Genomic DNA, 16,288 nt, shown 5'->3' with positions numbered 1-16,288 from the left:
AGAAAATAATGCGAAAACCTCGCAGAATAATAAAAAAACAGACCTAGATTAGGGCAGCGAACTGATACTCAGTTCGCTTAACCGCCCCGCCTCAGGTCTATTTTTTTACTCAGGAAGTGCTTTCTAATTTTCAGAACCAGACCGCATATAAGCATCTGCAAATTAGCACGAGCAAAGAAGAATCCAGGTTCAGTAAATTGAAGTAGTAATCACTGAAAAAATGGTGTAAAATGGTAATTATTAACTAAAAGGAAATGGTAAATGAATACAATGTTACAGGGGATTAGGTGTAAAGCATTTTGTGTATAGAGAATAGTCATTTCTTAAATTTGCATTTAGCATAGGTATCCAGTACCAAAATGGTGAATTTAAAAGAAATATACAATTACAATCAACAAATTATGGGGAGTTATGCTGTTAAGATATAACAATTTACTTATTAGAAATGCAACGATAGAAGACAGTGACATTTATCTCCAAATGGTGGAACGATGGTAAAGTCATGGCACATGCGTGATTTCCAAATGGAACCGGACTGACACCAGCTAATATTGAAGAAAGATTTTGCAGCAAGATACGGATGACACACATAGGAGTATGCGCAAACAGATTTTGTCTGGGAAATTAATGATGCAGAGAGGAGGACGGACTATTATGCAGTTTGGTATGCCAACGCTGATTGAAAATAAGAATTTGGAAGAGACGGTTTTGCTTTGTAAAGAATTGAGTTTGGATTTTATTGAATTAAATATGAATCTACCGCAGTATCAGATAGAATGTCTTGAGAATACGGATGAATTCCTGAAGTTAGCAGACCAGTATGGAATTTTTTATACAATACATCTGGATGAAAATTTGAATTTCTGTGATTTTAACAGAACAGTTACAAAAGCTTATTCTGATACGGTGAAACGAACGATAGATATTGCAAAGAAGCTTCAAGTTCCAATAATAAACATGCATTTGAATAAGGGGGTGTATTTTACATTACCCGATAGGAAAATCTATCTGTTCGAAAAGTATAATACAAAATATATGTCTGATATAGAAGCTTTCAAAGAACTTTGTGGTGCAGCAATAGGAGATTCTAATATTAAAATATCAATCGAAAACACGGATGGATATCTGGAATATGAAAAAACAGCAATAGAATGCCTTTTGCAAAGTAAGGTTTTCTCATTAACCTGGGATATTGGTCATTCGCATACAGCAAAAAATATAGACGAGCCATTCATTTTAAAACATAAGGATAGATTAAAACACTTTCATATCCATGATGCAGTTGGAAATAAAAACCATCTAACACTTGGCAGTGGTGAAATCAATCTGGCAGAGAGATTAAAGACAGCTGAAAAATATGGCTGCACATGTGTTATAGAGACCAAAACGATAGAAGCCTTAAGAGAATCTGTGAAATATACCCGGATAAGGTCTTTATAAGGAAAAGAGGGAGAAAGTGGGGTGCTGCATTGATGATTTTAATAGAGAGCTATAGGACGATAGAACAATTTTGAGAGGAGTCAGCTTATGAAATTAAAGATAATAGGTTCCGGAGGCTGTGTCAGTATACCCAGACCGTTATGTCAGTGTAAGGTTTGTACTGAGGCAAGGGAAAAAGGTTTTCCTTATGCGAGATGCGGTTGCAGCCTATATGTTGAGGATGCTAATATATTGATTGATACACCGGAAGATATTGCCTATGCACTGAATAATGCAGATGTTAAGAAAGTTGCATATATTCTTTACAGCCATATTGACCCTGACCATACCATGGGAATGCGGGTAGTCGAACAATTGAGGCTGGACTGGTTAGCAAACTCCATTGGAGTGAAATGTAAGAACCCGATAACAGTAGCTTCCTTGCCGCCAATTATTAAAGACTTAAAATTCCAGGGAACGAAATATGGCTCTGCGTTAAACTATTATGAAAGCATGAATTTAATAAGTATTCAAACGTTTACGAGTCTTGACCTTAATTCCATACATATAGACTTAGTACCGGTCGATGATTCTGCAGGAGTCACTGTTTTTGTTTTTAAAGAGGATTTACATAAGGTAATTTATGCACCATGTGATGTAAAACCATTTCCAGAAAATGATATTTTCATGGATGCGGACTGCCTGGTTATTGGAAACACAATTGTTGGAGATATTTTAAAGGACGGTTTTATCCTTGAAAATAATAATCCGCTCAGAGATGAGTTGTTTGTTATGGAAGAAATTGTTAAATTGAAAAACAAATACCATATTAAGAGAGTGATTATTACTCATTTAGAAGAGGATTGGGGAAAATCCTATGATGATTTTTTAAATCTGCAAAAGCAATTTGATGGAATTGAATTTGCATATGACGGCTTGGAAATCAATTATTAGTGGAATAATAGCCTGGTTTTTCATATTCTACCTTAGTAATTAGCCATAATAAAACGTATAAAGATACCAAACGCAGATTTATATAATTAGGGATGCTGCAATGAACCTGTGTTTCGTTGGGATTAATTACCGAAACCAGCTATTTGCAGCATCCCCGTTATTATGAGCTATTCTATTTATACTTTCTTTCAAAATAAGCTAATAGTTGATATAACCCGGTGGCTAATATGCATAACAATACGATGGACATAATAACCCAGTCAAGTTTAAATACCTGACTGCCATATATTATCAGATATCCAAGTCCTGCCTTTGCAGCCAGGAATTCTCCGATAATAACACCTACCAGTGATAAACCGATATTTACTTTCATTACACTGATGACGGAGGGAATATTACTGGGATAATAACCTTTAACAGGATATCCCGTTTACCGCCTCCAAGAGTGCGGATCAGTTTTATTTTATCTTCCTCAACATTAATGAAATTAGTGTATAAAGTTATGATACTACCAAAAACAGCTACCGGTGAAGGAATAAAAGTACAATAATTTATTGAGATTAACTTAAAATATAATTCAATTGGTATACCTAAAAGTTTATTTTATTTATAGTAGAGTTCAAATTGATTATCACAATCTACATTGATTTTAGCTATTAAAGATCTCCATAAAATTCTTTTTTCTTCACGGGATAATAAACCATAAATAAAATTAAAATCAGCATTTAATAAATGGTCAAATTCATGGGTTCCTTTTTTACAGTTATCTTATGTAAGTTATGTAACTGAGTTTTGATAAGAGATTGGTCCTCCTTATAGGTTTTTAAGTCTATGAGATTTTCCATATACAAATCCTTTAATCTCTCCAATTTAAGTTGTAATTTATTGATTTCATTTGTAGTGGTATTCTTATTTGTTTCATTAATATTTGCAGTGAATTGATATCCGTCAAGAATTTGATTAACCTGGCTTATCAGATATTTCTCAAGTTTTATTTCATTTAAGTTTTTTTTATGTGAACAAGCTCTCTGCTCCGAATACCTTTTACAGCGGTATATGTTATATTCCCTTATGGTATTCTTGTATTTTACCGTACTATGATTCCCAGTAAGTTTCCTGCCGCATTCCTTACATATAAGTAATCCGCTGAACAGATATACCCGTTCCTTATTTTTCTTTTTTTTGGTATTGGGAGAATGGATTGAACCTGATTAAATTGCTTAAGATCAATAATGGACATTGGAAAATTATCATCCCTGTATTCTGTATAAATTTTATTTTTTAATATTCTGGATATGGTAGCATTACAGAAAATTAATTTATATTTATCCCTTACCATCTGCGCAGTTTCATAAACAGATTGATGAAATTCATAATAACTGAAAATATCTTTTACGATTGTTATATTCTTTTCATCCGGCACCAGCCGCTTATTTACAATTTTAAAGCCTAAAGGATGGGAACCGTTGGTAACCTCCCCTTTGTTTTTCTTATTTTGAAAGACGACTTTAATTCTTTCGCTGGTACGATCAGCCTCATCCTGGGCAACGGATAACATTATATTGATGTGAAGCCTCCCGTTAGCAGTGGTAGTATCATAATTTTCATAAATGGTCTTCCAGTTTACATGATAAGTTTCCAATATTTCCTGTACCTTATAATAATCAGATATATTCCGGAACCAGCGGTCTAATTTTGTTATTAAAATTAAGTCAATCCGGTTCGCGGTTACATCGGATAGCATTCGCTGGAATTCTTTACGCTTTGCCATCTTTTTCCTTGCCGATAAGCCTTCATCTATGTAATAATCTACAATATACATATTATGGACATTGGCATAATCCGTTAAAGCAGCTTTCTGAGCTTCAAGTGAATATCCGTGTAATGCCTGTTCTTCCGTAGAAACCCTTATGTATACAGCGCATCTTATCAATTTCCACACCTATTCCTAACATATCTGCATGCAGATGTGTTACTGCCATAAAGTTGAAAAAATTAAATGGCATCCTTTCCCTACATATTTTCTTTCAACCTTTCCGGTGCCGTCTCGGCAAACATATGATTTTTTTAGTTATTTTTTGTATTCAGTAGTATATTATTATCACTGTTTATTTAAATATATGATAAATGAATTCAAAATACGAAAGAGGAAACAGATTAAAAATCTGTTTCCTCAGAATATTCTATCTCATTAACGATACTGCTGAGGTTATCACTGTCCGAAATATCATTTTCATCAAATTTAGAATAAAGGTTATTATCAAGGGATGTTTTATTTTTTGAACCGGTACGTTTGGTCGGTGTACCTTTATTGTCCTTAAAATTATCCATAAATCACTTTCCTTTCAAGTTTAGTATACTATTGGCAATTGCCTATTAGTATGCTAGTATCTACAGAAAAGTAAAAAGTATACATTTTACTTTAATGGTTATATCATTGGCGGTTGTTATGGAATAGCTGGGGTTCTTAACTGTTTTAATTACGGCGGTTCTATGAACCTATTTGGATTGATATATTATATAAAATTATAGATGGAAGAGGTATATATGGATATTGAAAAATTAATCAATGTTCTTTCATTATTATTATCGAAGAAATACGACTTGGAAATACTTTTAAAAATAATGAAACCTTAATACTTTTGTACTGGTAAAACACTACCTACCGAAACGGCAGCTACAATAATAGTTTTCATATTATTTCCCAGCCATACGATAAATACCGGTGCAAGTGCAGACTTGGGCAGGCTGTTTAAAACCACTAAATAAGGTTCTAACACTTTAGCCAGACTTTCATTCCACCATAAAATAATTGCAGTTAAAATACCTATAATAATAACTAGCGAAAAGCTCACAAAAGTTTCGATTAAAGTAACTCCGATATGATAAAAAATACTTCCGTCAGCTGCCATTTCGACAAAACAGCGGATAACTCTGGAAGGACTGCTGAAAATAAAGGAATCCACTATTCCTATACGGGTGGATATTTCCCATAACAATAAAAAACTAACGATAATGACCATCTGATAAATACGGACATTATGCATTTTTTTTATATAATTTAAGAGATATGCTTTATGGGTAGGAGAAAGCTGAGTTGAATTAAGTAATTTTTTTTTATTTAATTTCATTCTGGCTTAACTCCTTCCATATTAAATTGAAGTAATCCTTAAATTCGGGAGCGCTTCTGGCACGAAATGGAGTTTTCTCATCAACAGTTAAATTCACGTCAATTACTTTTTTTACAGTTCCGGGGCGGCTTGTAAGGACAATGATACGGTCAGCCATGGAAACAGCTTCAGCTATCACTACTTAAATACTAAATTTACACCGTACTTTTCGTCTTTAAAGTTACCCAGGCAGTATTCCCATTCCATTTTACGGTATCTATCAGGGCATATAGAAGATATCTTTTCAGCTCAATATCTGAGGTATCTATAAGGGAACCCAAATGAGTGAAATCATGATATAGGGAGAGTATATTATATTGCTGGGTTTCGTTCTTTTTTTCGTCATTTGTTAAAACTCTAATTTCCTTTTGAACTCTGGACAGATCGTTATCCAATCCTTCTAATTTGGGAATCAAATATTTTTCAGCTAAGGAATTATCTCTTTGCCCTATTTGAAAAATAATATTCTGTATTGAATTTCGGATCAAATGCTCTTCCTGGCGAAGGGCATATAAACGATTGTTTTTTTCCTGTGTTGCTCCCAGAATGAAAGATTCTTTTTTTTTCAGATAGGGAATGTAATCATAAGTAAGAACATCTGTTTCAAGTAAATCTTTAACCAATTCCAGCATTCGGTTATCAAATTGTTTTCCGGGAATGTTGCTAATAGAACATCTGGAACTTTTCGATAAAACTTTCATTTCGCAGGCATAACAGAAATTAACCTTATTACCGTTTCTATGTATATTTTTAACTCTTAACCTGGAACCGCAATTTTCACAAATAATTTTACCGGAAAAAAGAGCCACGGAAGAAGTTTCTGCACGGGGAGATCCTTTTATTTTATTATTTTTAATTAAATTCTGGACAAGTGTGTAATCTTTGCCGCTAATGATACCCTCATGTTTTCCGATAGCCACTACCCATTCAGTTGAAGGGCGCTTTTTCTGCTTTTTACCGGATTGATGTTTGGTTCGATTATAACATAAAATACCCTGTTTGCCGTCAAATTCAGAAGCAGCATTTGCTATCGTACAACCCAGGGACCTAAAATAATCATATGTATTGCTATCTGCAATGCAATAGGTGGGATTCTGTAAGATTAACGAAATGGAACTTTTGGTAAAATCATTATTATTTTGAGTTTTTATATGATTTGTAAGGCAATACTGTTCTACCTGCGACAAACTTTTCAGTTCCATATATTTATAAAAAAGAAGCTTTACCGTTATTAATTCTGTTTCCACAGGCACCAATTTAAAAAGCTGCCGTTCCTTATAATCCTCATCTATATAAAGAATTGCTTCGGATTTATAACCATACGGCGTGACTCCACCAAGCCATCTGCCGGTATGAGAGAGGGCAAGCATATTGTCCCGGACACGTTCGGCTGTAGTTTCTCTCTCCAACTGCGCAAATACAGAAGCAATATAAATCATTGCTTTGCCCATAGGTGTAGCCGTATCAAAATTTTCCGTGGCAGATACAAAAGAAACATCGTATTGTTCTAATAAATCCAGTGTTTTGGAAAAGTCGGATACATTTCTGTTTATTCGATCCAGACGATAGCACATAAGTATATTTATTTTTCTGCTTTTTATATCACTAATCAGTTTTTGAAACTGCGGACGGAATGTATTTGCAGCTGAAAACCCTTCATCCTCATAGATAAAAAAGTTTTTTTCCGTGATATGGGACATGCGCATCTTAGCATAATCCTTACAAAATTGAATCTGATTGTCTATAGATTCACCTTTTTCGGAATACTTCGATTTCCTGCTATAGATAGCTATATTCATTAATTTCACCTCCTATAGAAATATATCAGCAGATCAAGGTAAAAATACCTATCGCATAGGTAAACTAATATACGGAAGCAAGCCGTTAAGTCAAAACACTTGTTATTGGCAATAAGTACAAGTAGTATGCATACATATTATCGATGGGAGGGGAGGTAAGGTTGAAGATAATAATAAATAATACAGAGGAAGCCAAAGATTACATAAATGAAATAAAAAGTTCTGTTATTGCCGAAATCATATTTTCTGAATTAATGAAACAGCCTGAGCCCATTCGGATAAAATTGTTTGAGCTGTTAATAGAAAAAGAGCAAAAAGAAAAAGGGCAAAAAGAAGCAGGGAATTAATATGATACCATTTAGTTCCCTGCTTTGCTTTATTTAATAAGCTCCGGTCAAATAACTGCTTATATTTATATAAACTGTACGCAGTACAGATAATGTTCGAACTATGATTAATTAATTTAGTAAGAATGGCCAATTCTTAATATATGAATCGTATGAATCTGAAGGTAAATAGGAATCGCTACATGGTACTTACCGTTTATTATCCTTAATAAGGTCTAGATCCAAAAGGTGGTCTGCCCGGGCCGTGAGATGGTCTGCCGGGTTCCCAAGGCGGTCTGCCCGGCCCATGATGATGAGGCGGCCTGCCCGGACTCCAGGGTGGTCTGCCGGGACCTGGCCCCAAGGTGGTCTGCCTCGTCCCGGTCCCCAGAAAGGAGGCCCCCAGGGATCTCTGCAGGAAGGGCATTCATTCTGATGCAACTTATTAGTGCCATTTAACATGATATTCTACACTCTCCTTTATGTTTTTTATTATTATATGCAATTTGATAGAAAATGGTGAAAGTTGTAGAATCATGTGTGTTACATATATTTCAGTATAGATAGCTTCCGATATATCGTGGGTGATTAAAATAGCAGTTTTCTTTTCTTTCCGAATAATCCCCCATATATCATCAGAAACTTCGATTCGCGTTTGATAATCCAGAGCTGAAAATGGTTCATCAAGCAGCAAAATATCCGGTTCCATTAATAAAGTACGAATTAAAGCAGCTCTCTGCCTCATTCCACCCGATAGTTCCGACGGTTTTGCATCTTTAAAGGTTACCAGGCCGTAGGTGGTAAGCATATCATGAATTAGAACATAACTGCTTTCCGTTAATTTATGCTGAATCTCTAATCCCAAGGTCAGATTACGTAAAGTAGAACGCCATTCCAACAGATGATCCTTTTGCAACATGTATCCAATATTCTTACCGGATGACTTGATATCTTTATCATTTATATAAATACCACCGGTGTCAGGGTTTAACAGCCCTGCTATCAGTGATAAAAGAGTTGATTTACCACATCCACTGGGTCCTACAATTGCGAGGAATTCACCGTCATTTACATGAAGGGACACATCCGACAATGCAGGTGTCTCGCCTTCTAAGCTATGGTAGTTATAACTTACGTGGTCAATTCTTAATAGTTCTCCCATATATTCCTCCTAATTAAGTTATACAGTATTATATGAAAACCGGATTAATAGGGTTACTTGCTGAAAAATATAAAGATTATGGGAAAAAAATAAAAAAAATATAAAATATAAATAAATAAACAATGAATAACTGCCAAAATTTAGTTGCATAATAGTGATAAATCGGGTAAAATAAGGAAGTAGTTGTTTACATAATTCATAGTAAAAGGAGACAGGGATATAGTGAAGGATTTTGTCATTACCGCAGACTCTAACTGCGATTTATTACCGGAATTTATTAAAGAGAAAAATATAGGAATTATACCCCATTATTATGATATTGACGGCATTACATATGGAGATGAGATAAATCTGACGCCAAAGGAATTTTATGATAAGATGCGGGCAGGTTTTATGCCAACAACTATGGCAAGTAATCCGGCTGTAATAAGGGAAACTTTTCAGAACTATGTTAATCAGGGATTGGATGTTCTGCATATCAGTTTTTCTTCTGCATTAAGCGGGGGCATAGCAATGTCGTAACCGGAGCAATCGAAATCTGTGAAGAGAACCCTGGAGCAAAGATAATTGTTTTGGATTCTATGAATGCTTCTATGGGTGAAGGTCTTGTGATCATGAAAGCGGTTCAGTTGAAAGAAGCCGGTAAAGGTATTGATGAAATTGCTGAATGGATAGAAACACATAAGCTTAATTTCTGTATACAGTTTACAGTGGATGATTTATTCCACCTGCAAAGAGGCGGAAGAGTATCAAAAATGACAGCAATTGTTGGAAGTATGATTAATGTTAAACCTATTCTGGTAGTTAACAATGACGGTGCTTTAGTTCCGGCAGGGACGGTAAGAGGACGTAAAAAGTCACTGGCTACCATAGTAAGTAATATGGAAAAGCAGATTGGAAAATATAAAGATGAAGATAATACAATCTGTGTTGTTCACGGAGATGCTCTGGAAGATGCTGAATATGTAGCAGACCTGATAAAGGAAAAACTTCATACCGGTAATATCATAATTAATACAATCAGCCCAAGTATTGGAGCACATTCCGGCCCAGGTGCTATCGGAATATGTTACTTCGGAGAGAACAGATAAAATCGAATAATTAATAATAAAACAGACTAAACACTTATTAAACTGACCCCCTATATGTTAGACCAAAATGATATGTACCCCTTTGCTGGTTTTGTCCAGTAAAGGGGATACATATCAAAATCTAACACATGGGAGGTCAGTTCAGTATAATGTTTAGTCTATTTTTTTTTCGTGAAAGTAAAGTAACCAGATTATCTAAATCTTCTAAGCCGTTGTCTTGAATTAGCTTTATTTCTGATTGCCAAAAATCCCAGCAACTGAATGAATCGTATCTACCGTTATACAACATAAAAGTTCATAGATGCACTTTATCATTTTTTTCAGTATTCTCTTATTATGTATAAAATGCTAAAAATGAAATTGTTTTAAAAAAGATTTATCTAAAAGCTTGACATAGATTAAATACCATGCTAGTATGTGGTGAATTTATCTAAATAAATTCAAAAACAACTGAAAAATATGTACAAAAAGCATATAAAGGAGGGAATCTATAGCAAAAAATAAGTTAAAAAATACATTGTTTGGGTTAAACCAAACAAAGAAAATGTGCAATATGCACATGATGTCAATGGAATATATTATGTGCATATTGCATAGAAAAAATGCTCGAAAAACAGCAGGTAAGTCGGTAATAAGAGCTTAGCAAACGAGGCATCAGGTGCTTATGAGGTATGGAGGTAGTGTGAATAGTCTCGCCAACAACATGCGAGCCATTAAAAGAATAGCAAAAGACGCTATTCTTCAGGATTTATGCCCAAAGAGCATGGGCGTTAGTGTGAATTATTGAAAGGCATAATTCACACACATGTTTGTGCCTGCGAAATCCTCGGCCCAAACATGAGGCGCGTTGGAAATAACATGGCGGTTAGTGTGAAAAATGAATTTATCACACGCAAATTTGTGCCTGCGGCTCAAAGTTTGCAGGTTGTGAGAAAGGTATGGTTATTAATATGAACCAGGAAAACAAATGGATTATTGATAATCTACGCAATGAATTTAAGCAGATACAAGCAGATCGGCTAGTGAAAATAGAATCAGAGAGAGCCCTGGAGGAAAAAATCGGAGTAGGCAGACAAAGGATAAGGGAAGTAATCAACCAATTGGTAGAAGAGGGACTTCTAATTAAGTATGAAGGAAAAGGAACTTATATTGCTCCTTATATTAAAAGCCAATATGTAAACCTTTTATGTTCTCCAACGATTAAAAGTAACGATCCGTTTTATAACAGATTACTGATGGAATTAACCTGTTATTCTGCTAAAAACTGCATCAATATTGTACCCTTGACTTTGGAAAATATATCGAATGGTACATCGGAATTTCCATTACTTATGATTGGTAAACTGGAAGAGGAGGACCTTAAAAAAATCAAATCTTTATTTTCTATGGTGATATCCTTTGAAAATTATCCGGAGCATGATGATTTTATCCAGATTTATTTTGACCATTTTAAGATTGGATTAAATGCGGCAAAAGTATTATCCTCTTATGGACATAAAAGAGTGATTCATATAACAGGTCCAGATAAATATGCTTCAGCCTGTTATCGGAGAAACGGATTTATAAGAGGTGCACGTAAGCAGGGAATGGAATTTACCATTATTACAGAAAAAATGAATTTTGAGGGTGGATACAGAGCAGGGGAAGTAGTTGCAAAATTAGTCCGGGAGGGGAAGTTTACTGCAGTCTTTGCAGCAAATGACTGGATGGCTATAGGAATGATACAGGCATTAAAAGCCAAGGGGCTTAGTGTACCCCGGGATGTTTCGGTACTGAGCGTGGATAATATCCCGCTTGCAAGTCAGATTGCCCCTAATCTCACAACCTATTCACTGGATGCTAACATGATGATTGCAGAAGTATTTTCACTAATGGATCGTATTTCCGATGATAGCGGATATTCAGTTGATAAAAGAATCATTCTTAGGCCAATTCTAATTACAAGAGATACTTTACAAAAAATATAAGAAATTGATACCGGTTAAATTCATTCATTGAATGAGAAGTCTTTTTGGATGTAAATGCATTTTATTGTGAATGGAAGGGAGCTTTTTATGAAAACAGAAAAGATTATTCGATTATTAGCAGTCATTACAATACTGATGATAGCTTTAACAGGATGTGGGGGGAAAACAACAAAGGTCGATAAAAAGATTGAAGTTGAATCTGAGCAGGAATCTGATTCAACAAATCAGGAAAATGCGATTGGCGGTAAAGGAGTGGGAACAGGACAATATAAAGAGGCTCCTATGTTAGCCCAAGAAGTAAAGTCAGGTAAATTGCCGCCGATTGAAGAAAGACTGCCGAAAGAACCGGCAGTGGTAAATGTAAATGAAATCGGTACCTACGGAGGAACCTATGTGGGAGCAGCTTTTGGTCCAAGTACCGGTCAGGTTGATACCGAGGGTCTTCGTTACCAGTCCTTGTTAACCATTGAGAAAGATTTAAAGACATTTAAACCGAATCTAATAAAATCTTATGATGTAAACGAGGATTTTACCCAATATACCCTGCACTTAAGAGAAGGGATGAAATGGTCCAACGGGGATGATTTTACAACGGATGATTTTATGTTCTGGTATAATGAGGTATTGCTGAATAAGGATGTTAATCCGTCTATAGATGCTTCTTATTGTACCAACGGAGAAGTAATGGTTTATGAACAGGCAGACCCGTATACTTTAAACATAAAATTTAAGGAACCCAATCCATCCTTCCAAATTACTATGGCCCGCTATTCGACGGGTATTATCCGGTCATTTTTCGCACCTTCCAAATACCTGAAACAATATCATATCAAATATAACGAAAAAGCGGATACTTTGGCAAAAGAAGAGGGGTATGAATCCTGGGTGTTATGTTTCCAGGCTCATATAGATAATTCCCAGGCACAGACAGACTGTAACGCCCCGGATGTTTATCCGTGGGTATTAAACCGGATTGATGCACAGGGCAATAAATTTTTTACCCGTAATCCTTATTATCATGTAGTTGACCAGGAAGGAAACCAGCTGCCGTACATAGATGAACAGGAAGCTTTAATCGTTCAGGATGCAAGTGTCCGTGCTTTAAAATTAATCAGCGGGGAAATACATGCGGCAGGTGAAAATCCTCTGCCCGTCAGTGACTACACGATGTTAAAGGAAAATGAAAAAGCAGGTAATTATACCGTATATTTATTTGATAATACCAGAGGTTCCGACTGTGCTTTTACTTTTAATTTAACAGATAAAGATCCGACCCTCCGGGAAGTTTTTAATAAGCTGGAATTTCGACAGGCTATGAGTATAGCCCTGGATAGAAACACAATCAATGAAACGCTGTATTATAATAAGGGAACGGTAAGGCAGGCTACGGCTTCCTTTAATACTTCCTTTATGAAAAAGGAATTTGAAACGGCCAACACAGAATATGATCCGGATAAAGCAAATGAGCTTCTGGATGCCTGCGGATTAAAGTGGAATTCTTCCCAAACGGTACGGTTATTGCCGGATGGCAAAGAATTTAATATAACCCTGGAAACAATAGAAGAATTTGCACCCATCAGTGAAATTGCATGTGAATATTGGAATACCGTCGGTATAAAGGTCACGCTTAAGCAGGAGGAAAGATCCTATTACCTTGAGAGAGGAATCAGTAATGACAGGAGCATGCAGGCTTTTACCATGGACAGTGTGGGTGAATTTAATTTAAGTTCAGGTGCATTCAGCAGATTAAGGCCGGGTAATGCATTTGATGATTTAGAATTTCTGCGGGCTTACAAGGACTGGTGGGACAGTGACGGTGCTAACGGAGAACAGCCCCCTAAAGATATTGATACCTTAAGAAACGATTGTCTGAAATTCGGTACCTTGTCCTCGGATAATCCGGAATATAAGACTTTGGGTGAGAGTATCTTAAAAAGGATCAGTGATAACTGCTGGGCTATCGGTGTCAGTGTATCACCGAGACTTGTAATTATCAGTAACCGCCTGGGTAATACACCTACGGAAGGTACTTTTGCAAGTGACTATAACTTCTGGAAACCATATCGCGGAGATACCTGGTATTTTAAAAATTAGGTTATCAGGTATCGGACAGAAACTTTGCCATAAGTAAAGGTGTCTGGAAAGATTGCTCACAACTATATTTCCAGGCACCTTTCCAAAGGGTAAATGATTGCGAAGCAAAGTAAACAAAAAATTAAATAGTTTCGTAATTACCTATTACAGATGGGAAAGAAAGGAGGAATCTAATAAATGAGACGGTATTTTTTGAAGCGCCTTCTATATATGGTTATCTTATTATGGGTAATGTCAGTTTTCGCTTTTGTGGTAATACAGCTTCCGCCGGGAGATTATCTGACTTCCTATATTTCAAATTTGCAGCAGCAGATGGGTAAGGTGGATGATTCGGTCGTGCAGAGCCTTAGAACCCAATATGGACTGGATAGTCCCATGTGGCAAAGATATTTTATATGGATGAAAAATATGCTGCAGGGTGACTTCGGTCAGTCTTTTGAATGGAAACAGTCGGTGGGATTGTTACTTGCCACACGTATGCCGATGACAATTCTGCTATCTGCCATAACCCTGCTTTTTGCGTATGCCTGTGCAATTCCGATCGGTATTTTTTCAGCCCGCCACCAATATTCTATCGGCGACTATGTCTTTTCTGTTTTTGGTTTCATTGGCCTTGCAACTCCAAGCTTTTTTCTTGCCCTGATTATGATGTATTACAGTAATCATTATCTGGGAATCAGTGTCGGTGGATTCTTTTCCCCGGAATATCAGAATGCTCCCTGGAGTTTTGCAAGGGTACAGGACCTGGTCAAACATCTCCCGATACCGGTATTTGTAATCGGTCTTGCAAGTATGGCAAATGTAATACGTATACTGCGGGCTACACTTTTGGACGAATTAAAACGTCCATATGTTGTGGCAGCCAGGGCAAGGGGATTAAAAGAAAATAAAATGATTTATAAATATCCCGTGAGAGTAGCCTTAAATCCTATTATCAGTTCCATAGGAAGTATTCTTCCCTCCATTGTCTCCGGGGCAACAGTAACCGCAATCGTATTGGATATACCTACGGTAGGCTCCCTGTTATATAAAGCTTTGTTGTCCCAGGATATGTACCTCGCAGGAGCAAGTGTACTGATGTTAACGGCGATAACCGTAGTGGGTACATTTCTATCGGATATTCTTCTGGTTGTAGTGGATCCGAGAATTAAAATAGATTAGGAGATAAGGAAAGCGTATGATTGCATGGAATAAAAAACTTAAAAGTAAGATATCAAAACAGGATTCCTATTATATGCAGACCCAGTACCAGCTCATGTGGAGGAAGTTTAAAAAGCATAAGCTGGCTTTGGCAGCGTTTACTGTTCTCTGCATTTTATATTTACTTGGTATATTCAGCGAGTTCTTCGCGCCCCAGGATATGGCCAAAAGAAGTACATCAGCCATTAGTATTGGACCTACCCATATTCATTTTATTGATGCGGAAGGGAATTTTTCCCTAAGACCATTTGTCTATGGATTAAAGCAGGAAGAGGATCCTGTTACCTGGAAAAAATATTATACGGAAAATACGGAAGAAAAACATTATTTATCTTTTTTCTACCAGGGTGATCCCTATAAAATGTGGGGTTTTATTAAAAGTGACATCCACTTTTTCGGAACACCGGATAAAGATGTATTTTTCCTTTTTGGAACGGATACTTCAGGAAGAGATTTATTTTCCAGAGTTTTAGGAGCTCTCCGAATATCTTTAAGTACCGGTCTTCTCGGAGTTGTTTTCACTTTCATATTGGGCTGTGTTATCGGCGGAATTTCGGGATATTATGGAGGAATTGTTGATACCGTGATTCAAAGAATCATTGAATTTTTAATGTCAATGCCTAATATACCATTATGGATGGCTCTTGCTGCGGCTTTTCCCAGCTCATGGTCCTCCTTAAAAACTTATTTTGCAATAACCATTATATTATCTTTAATCAGCTGGACCAGTTTAGCCAGGGTTGTAAGAGGCAAGATCTTAGAACTTAAGAATGAAGATTTTGTAGTGGCTGCAAGGGTCGGAGGAGCGGCGGATGCCTATATTATCAGGCGGCATTTACTTCCTTCTTTCAGCAGCTATCTGATTGTAAATGCAACTTTAGCCATACCCAATATGATTCTGGCGGAAACTTCATTAAGCTTTTTGGGAATCGGATTAACACCGCCCATTGTCAGTCTTGGGGTTTTGCTTCAGGATGCGCAGAGTATTAATACGATTTCCTTGTATCCCTGGATGATGATTCCTGGAATCTTTGTTGTTATAGCGGTATTGGCTTTTAATTTTATTGGTGACGGACTCCGGGATGCAGCCGACCCTTATAAGTAAA

16 protein-coding genes and 1 pseudogene are annotated in these 16,288 nt (G+C 36.3%); 9 read left to right on the top strand and 8 right to left on the bottom strand.

Going from position 1 to position 16,288, the window contains the following annotated elements; all coding sequences use genetic code 11:
- Window positions 1-654: 654 nt before the first annotated feature.
- Window positions 655-1,440: a sugar phosphate isomerase/epimerase family protein gene (locus tag Ana3638_RS20315; RefSeq protein ID WP_161839659.1), complete on the top strand. Its 786-nt coding sequence runs from the start codon at window positions 655-657 to the stop codon at window positions 1,438-1,440.
- 87 nt (window positions 1,441-1,527) lie between these two features.
- Window positions 1,528-2,373: an MBL fold metallo-hydrolase gene (locus Ana3638_RS20310; protein ID WP_161839658.1), complete on the top strand. Its 846-nt coding sequence runs from the start codon at window positions 1,528-1,530 to the stop codon at window positions 2,371-2,373.
- 172 nt (window positions 2,374-2,545) lie between these two features.
- Here Ana3638_RS20310 and Ana3638_RS26920 read toward each other — a convergent pair.
- The 7 genes and pseudogenes from Ana3638_RS26920 to Ana3638_RS20280 all read right to left on the bottom strand — a co-directional run.
- Window positions 2,546-2,898: pseudogene (locus Ana3638_RS26920) on the bottom strand (ABC transporter permease); the annotation flags it as partial.
- Between the two features lie 200 nt (window positions 2,899-3,098).
- The gene (locus Ana3638_RS27150; RefSeq protein ID WP_246241197.1) at window positions 3,099-3,509 is read right to left on the bottom strand and encodes a zinc ribbon domain-containing protein; all 411 of its coding nucleotides are present in this window, start codon (window positions 3,507-3,509) and stop codon (window positions 3,099-3,101) included.
- Window positions 3,461-4,306, bottom strand: a complete 846-nt coding sequence (locus tag Ana3638_RS25425; RefSeq protein WP_246240428.1) for a recombinase family protein — start codon at window positions 4,304-4,306, stop codon at window positions 3,461-3,463. Before Ana3638_RS25425 ends, Ana3638_RS27150 begins: the two co-directional genes overlap by 49 nt.
- A 224-nt stretch (window positions 4,307-4,530) precedes the next feature.
- The gene (locus Ana3638_RS20295) at window positions 4,531-4,704 is read right to left on the bottom strand and encodes a hypothetical protein (protein WP_161839657.1); all 174 of its coding nucleotides are present in this window, start codon (window positions 4,702-4,704) and stop codon (window positions 4,531-4,533) included.
- A gap of 302 nt (window positions 4,705-5,006) precedes the next feature.
- Window positions 5,007-5,504: an ABC transporter permease gene (locus Ana3638_RS20290; RefSeq protein WP_202621518.1), complete on the bottom strand. Its 498-nt coding sequence runs from the start codon at window positions 5,502-5,504 to the stop codon at window positions 5,007-5,009.
- On the bottom strand, window positions 5,491-5,661 hold the full coding sequence (locus Ana3638_RS20285) for a sulfonate/nitrate/taurine transporter ATP-binding protein (protein ID WP_161839656.1): 171 nt from the start codon (window positions 5,659-5,661) through the stop codon (window positions 5,491-5,493). The genes Ana3638_RS20290 and Ana3638_RS20285 overlap by 14 nt, the downstream gene beginning before the upstream one ends.
- A 37-nt stretch (window positions 5,662-5,698) precedes the next feature.
- Complete coding sequence (locus Ana3638_RS20280) at window positions 5,699-7,342, bottom strand: recombinase family protein (RefSeq protein WP_161839655.1); 1,644 nt, start codon at window positions 7,340-7,342, stop codon at window positions 5,699-5,701.
- A gap of 161 nt (window positions 7,343-7,503) precedes the next feature.
- Between Ana3638_RS20280 and Ana3638_RS20275 the strand changes: the two genes are divergently transcribed.
- Window positions 7,504-7,689 (top strand): hypothetical protein, encoded by a 186-nt coding sequence (locus Ana3638_RS20275; protein ID WP_161839654.1) that lies wholly within the window; start codon window positions 7,504-7,506, stop codon window positions 7,687-7,689.
- A 424-nt stretch (window positions 7,690-8,113) separates the two neighbouring features.
- Here the strand turns inward: Ana3638_RS20275 and Ana3638_RS20270 are convergent, their stop codons facing one another.
- Entirely contained in the window at window positions 8,114-8,830 is a 717-nt protein-coding gene (locus tag Ana3638_RS20270) for an ABC transporter ATP-binding protein (RefSeq protein WP_161839653.1), read from the bottom strand.
- Window positions 8,831-9,052: 222 nt separating this feature from the next.
- On the opposite strand from Ana3638_RS20270, the gene Ana3638_RS25420 reads away from it, so the two are divergent.
- The 6 genes from Ana3638_RS25420 to Ana3638_RS20245 all read left to right on the top strand — a co-directional run bounded on the left by Ana3638_RS25420 (window position 9,053) and on the right by Ana3638_RS20245 (window position 16,287).
- Entirely contained in the window at window positions 9,053-9,352 is a 300-nt protein-coding gene (locus Ana3638_RS25420) for a DegV family protein (RefSeq protein ID WP_246240425.1), read from the top strand.
- Window positions 9,292-9,921 (top strand): DegV family protein, encoded by a 630-nt coding sequence (locus Ana3638_RS25415; RefSeq protein WP_330588052.1) that lies wholly within the window; start codon window positions 9,292-9,294, stop codon window positions 9,919-9,921. Before Ana3638_RS25420 ends, Ana3638_RS25415 begins: the two co-directional genes overlap by 61 nt.
- Window positions 9,922-10,859: 938 nt before the next feature.
- Window positions 10,860-11,888, top strand: a complete 1,029-nt coding sequence (locus Ana3638_RS20260; RefSeq protein WP_161839652.1) for a substrate-binding domain-containing protein — start codon at window positions 10,860-10,862, stop codon at window positions 11,886-11,888.
- Window positions 11,889-11,975: 87 nt separating this feature from the next.
- A complete protein-coding gene (locus Ana3638_RS20255) occupies window positions 11,976-13,982 on the top strand; it encodes an ABC transporter substrate-binding protein (protein WP_161839651.1) in 2,007 nt (668 codons plus the stop codon).
- A 177-nt stretch (window positions 13,983-14,159) separates the two neighbouring features.
- The gene (locus Ana3638_RS20250) at window positions 14,160-15,143 is read left to right on the top strand and encodes an ABC transporter permease (protein WP_161839650.1); all 984 of its coding nucleotides are present in this window, start codon (window positions 14,160-14,162) and stop codon (window positions 15,141-15,143) included.
- Between the two features lie 16 nt (window positions 15,144-15,159).
- On the top strand, window positions 15,160-16,287 hold the full coding sequence (locus Ana3638_RS20245) for an ABC transporter permease (protein WP_161839649.1): 1,128 nt from the start codon (window positions 15,160-15,162) through the stop codon (window positions 16,285-16,287).
- The last annotated feature ends 1 nt before the right edge of the window (window position 16,288 follow it).

The organism is Anaerocolumna sedimenticola (assembly GCF_009931695.1).
Classification (GTDB): domain Bacteria; phylum Bacillota; class Clostridia; order Lachnospirales; family Lachnospiraceae; genus Anaerocolumna; species Anaerocolumna sedimenticola.
The sequence above is the reverse complement of the archived record's forward strand: the minus strand, read 5'-3'. Positions and strand labels throughout refer to the sequence as shown.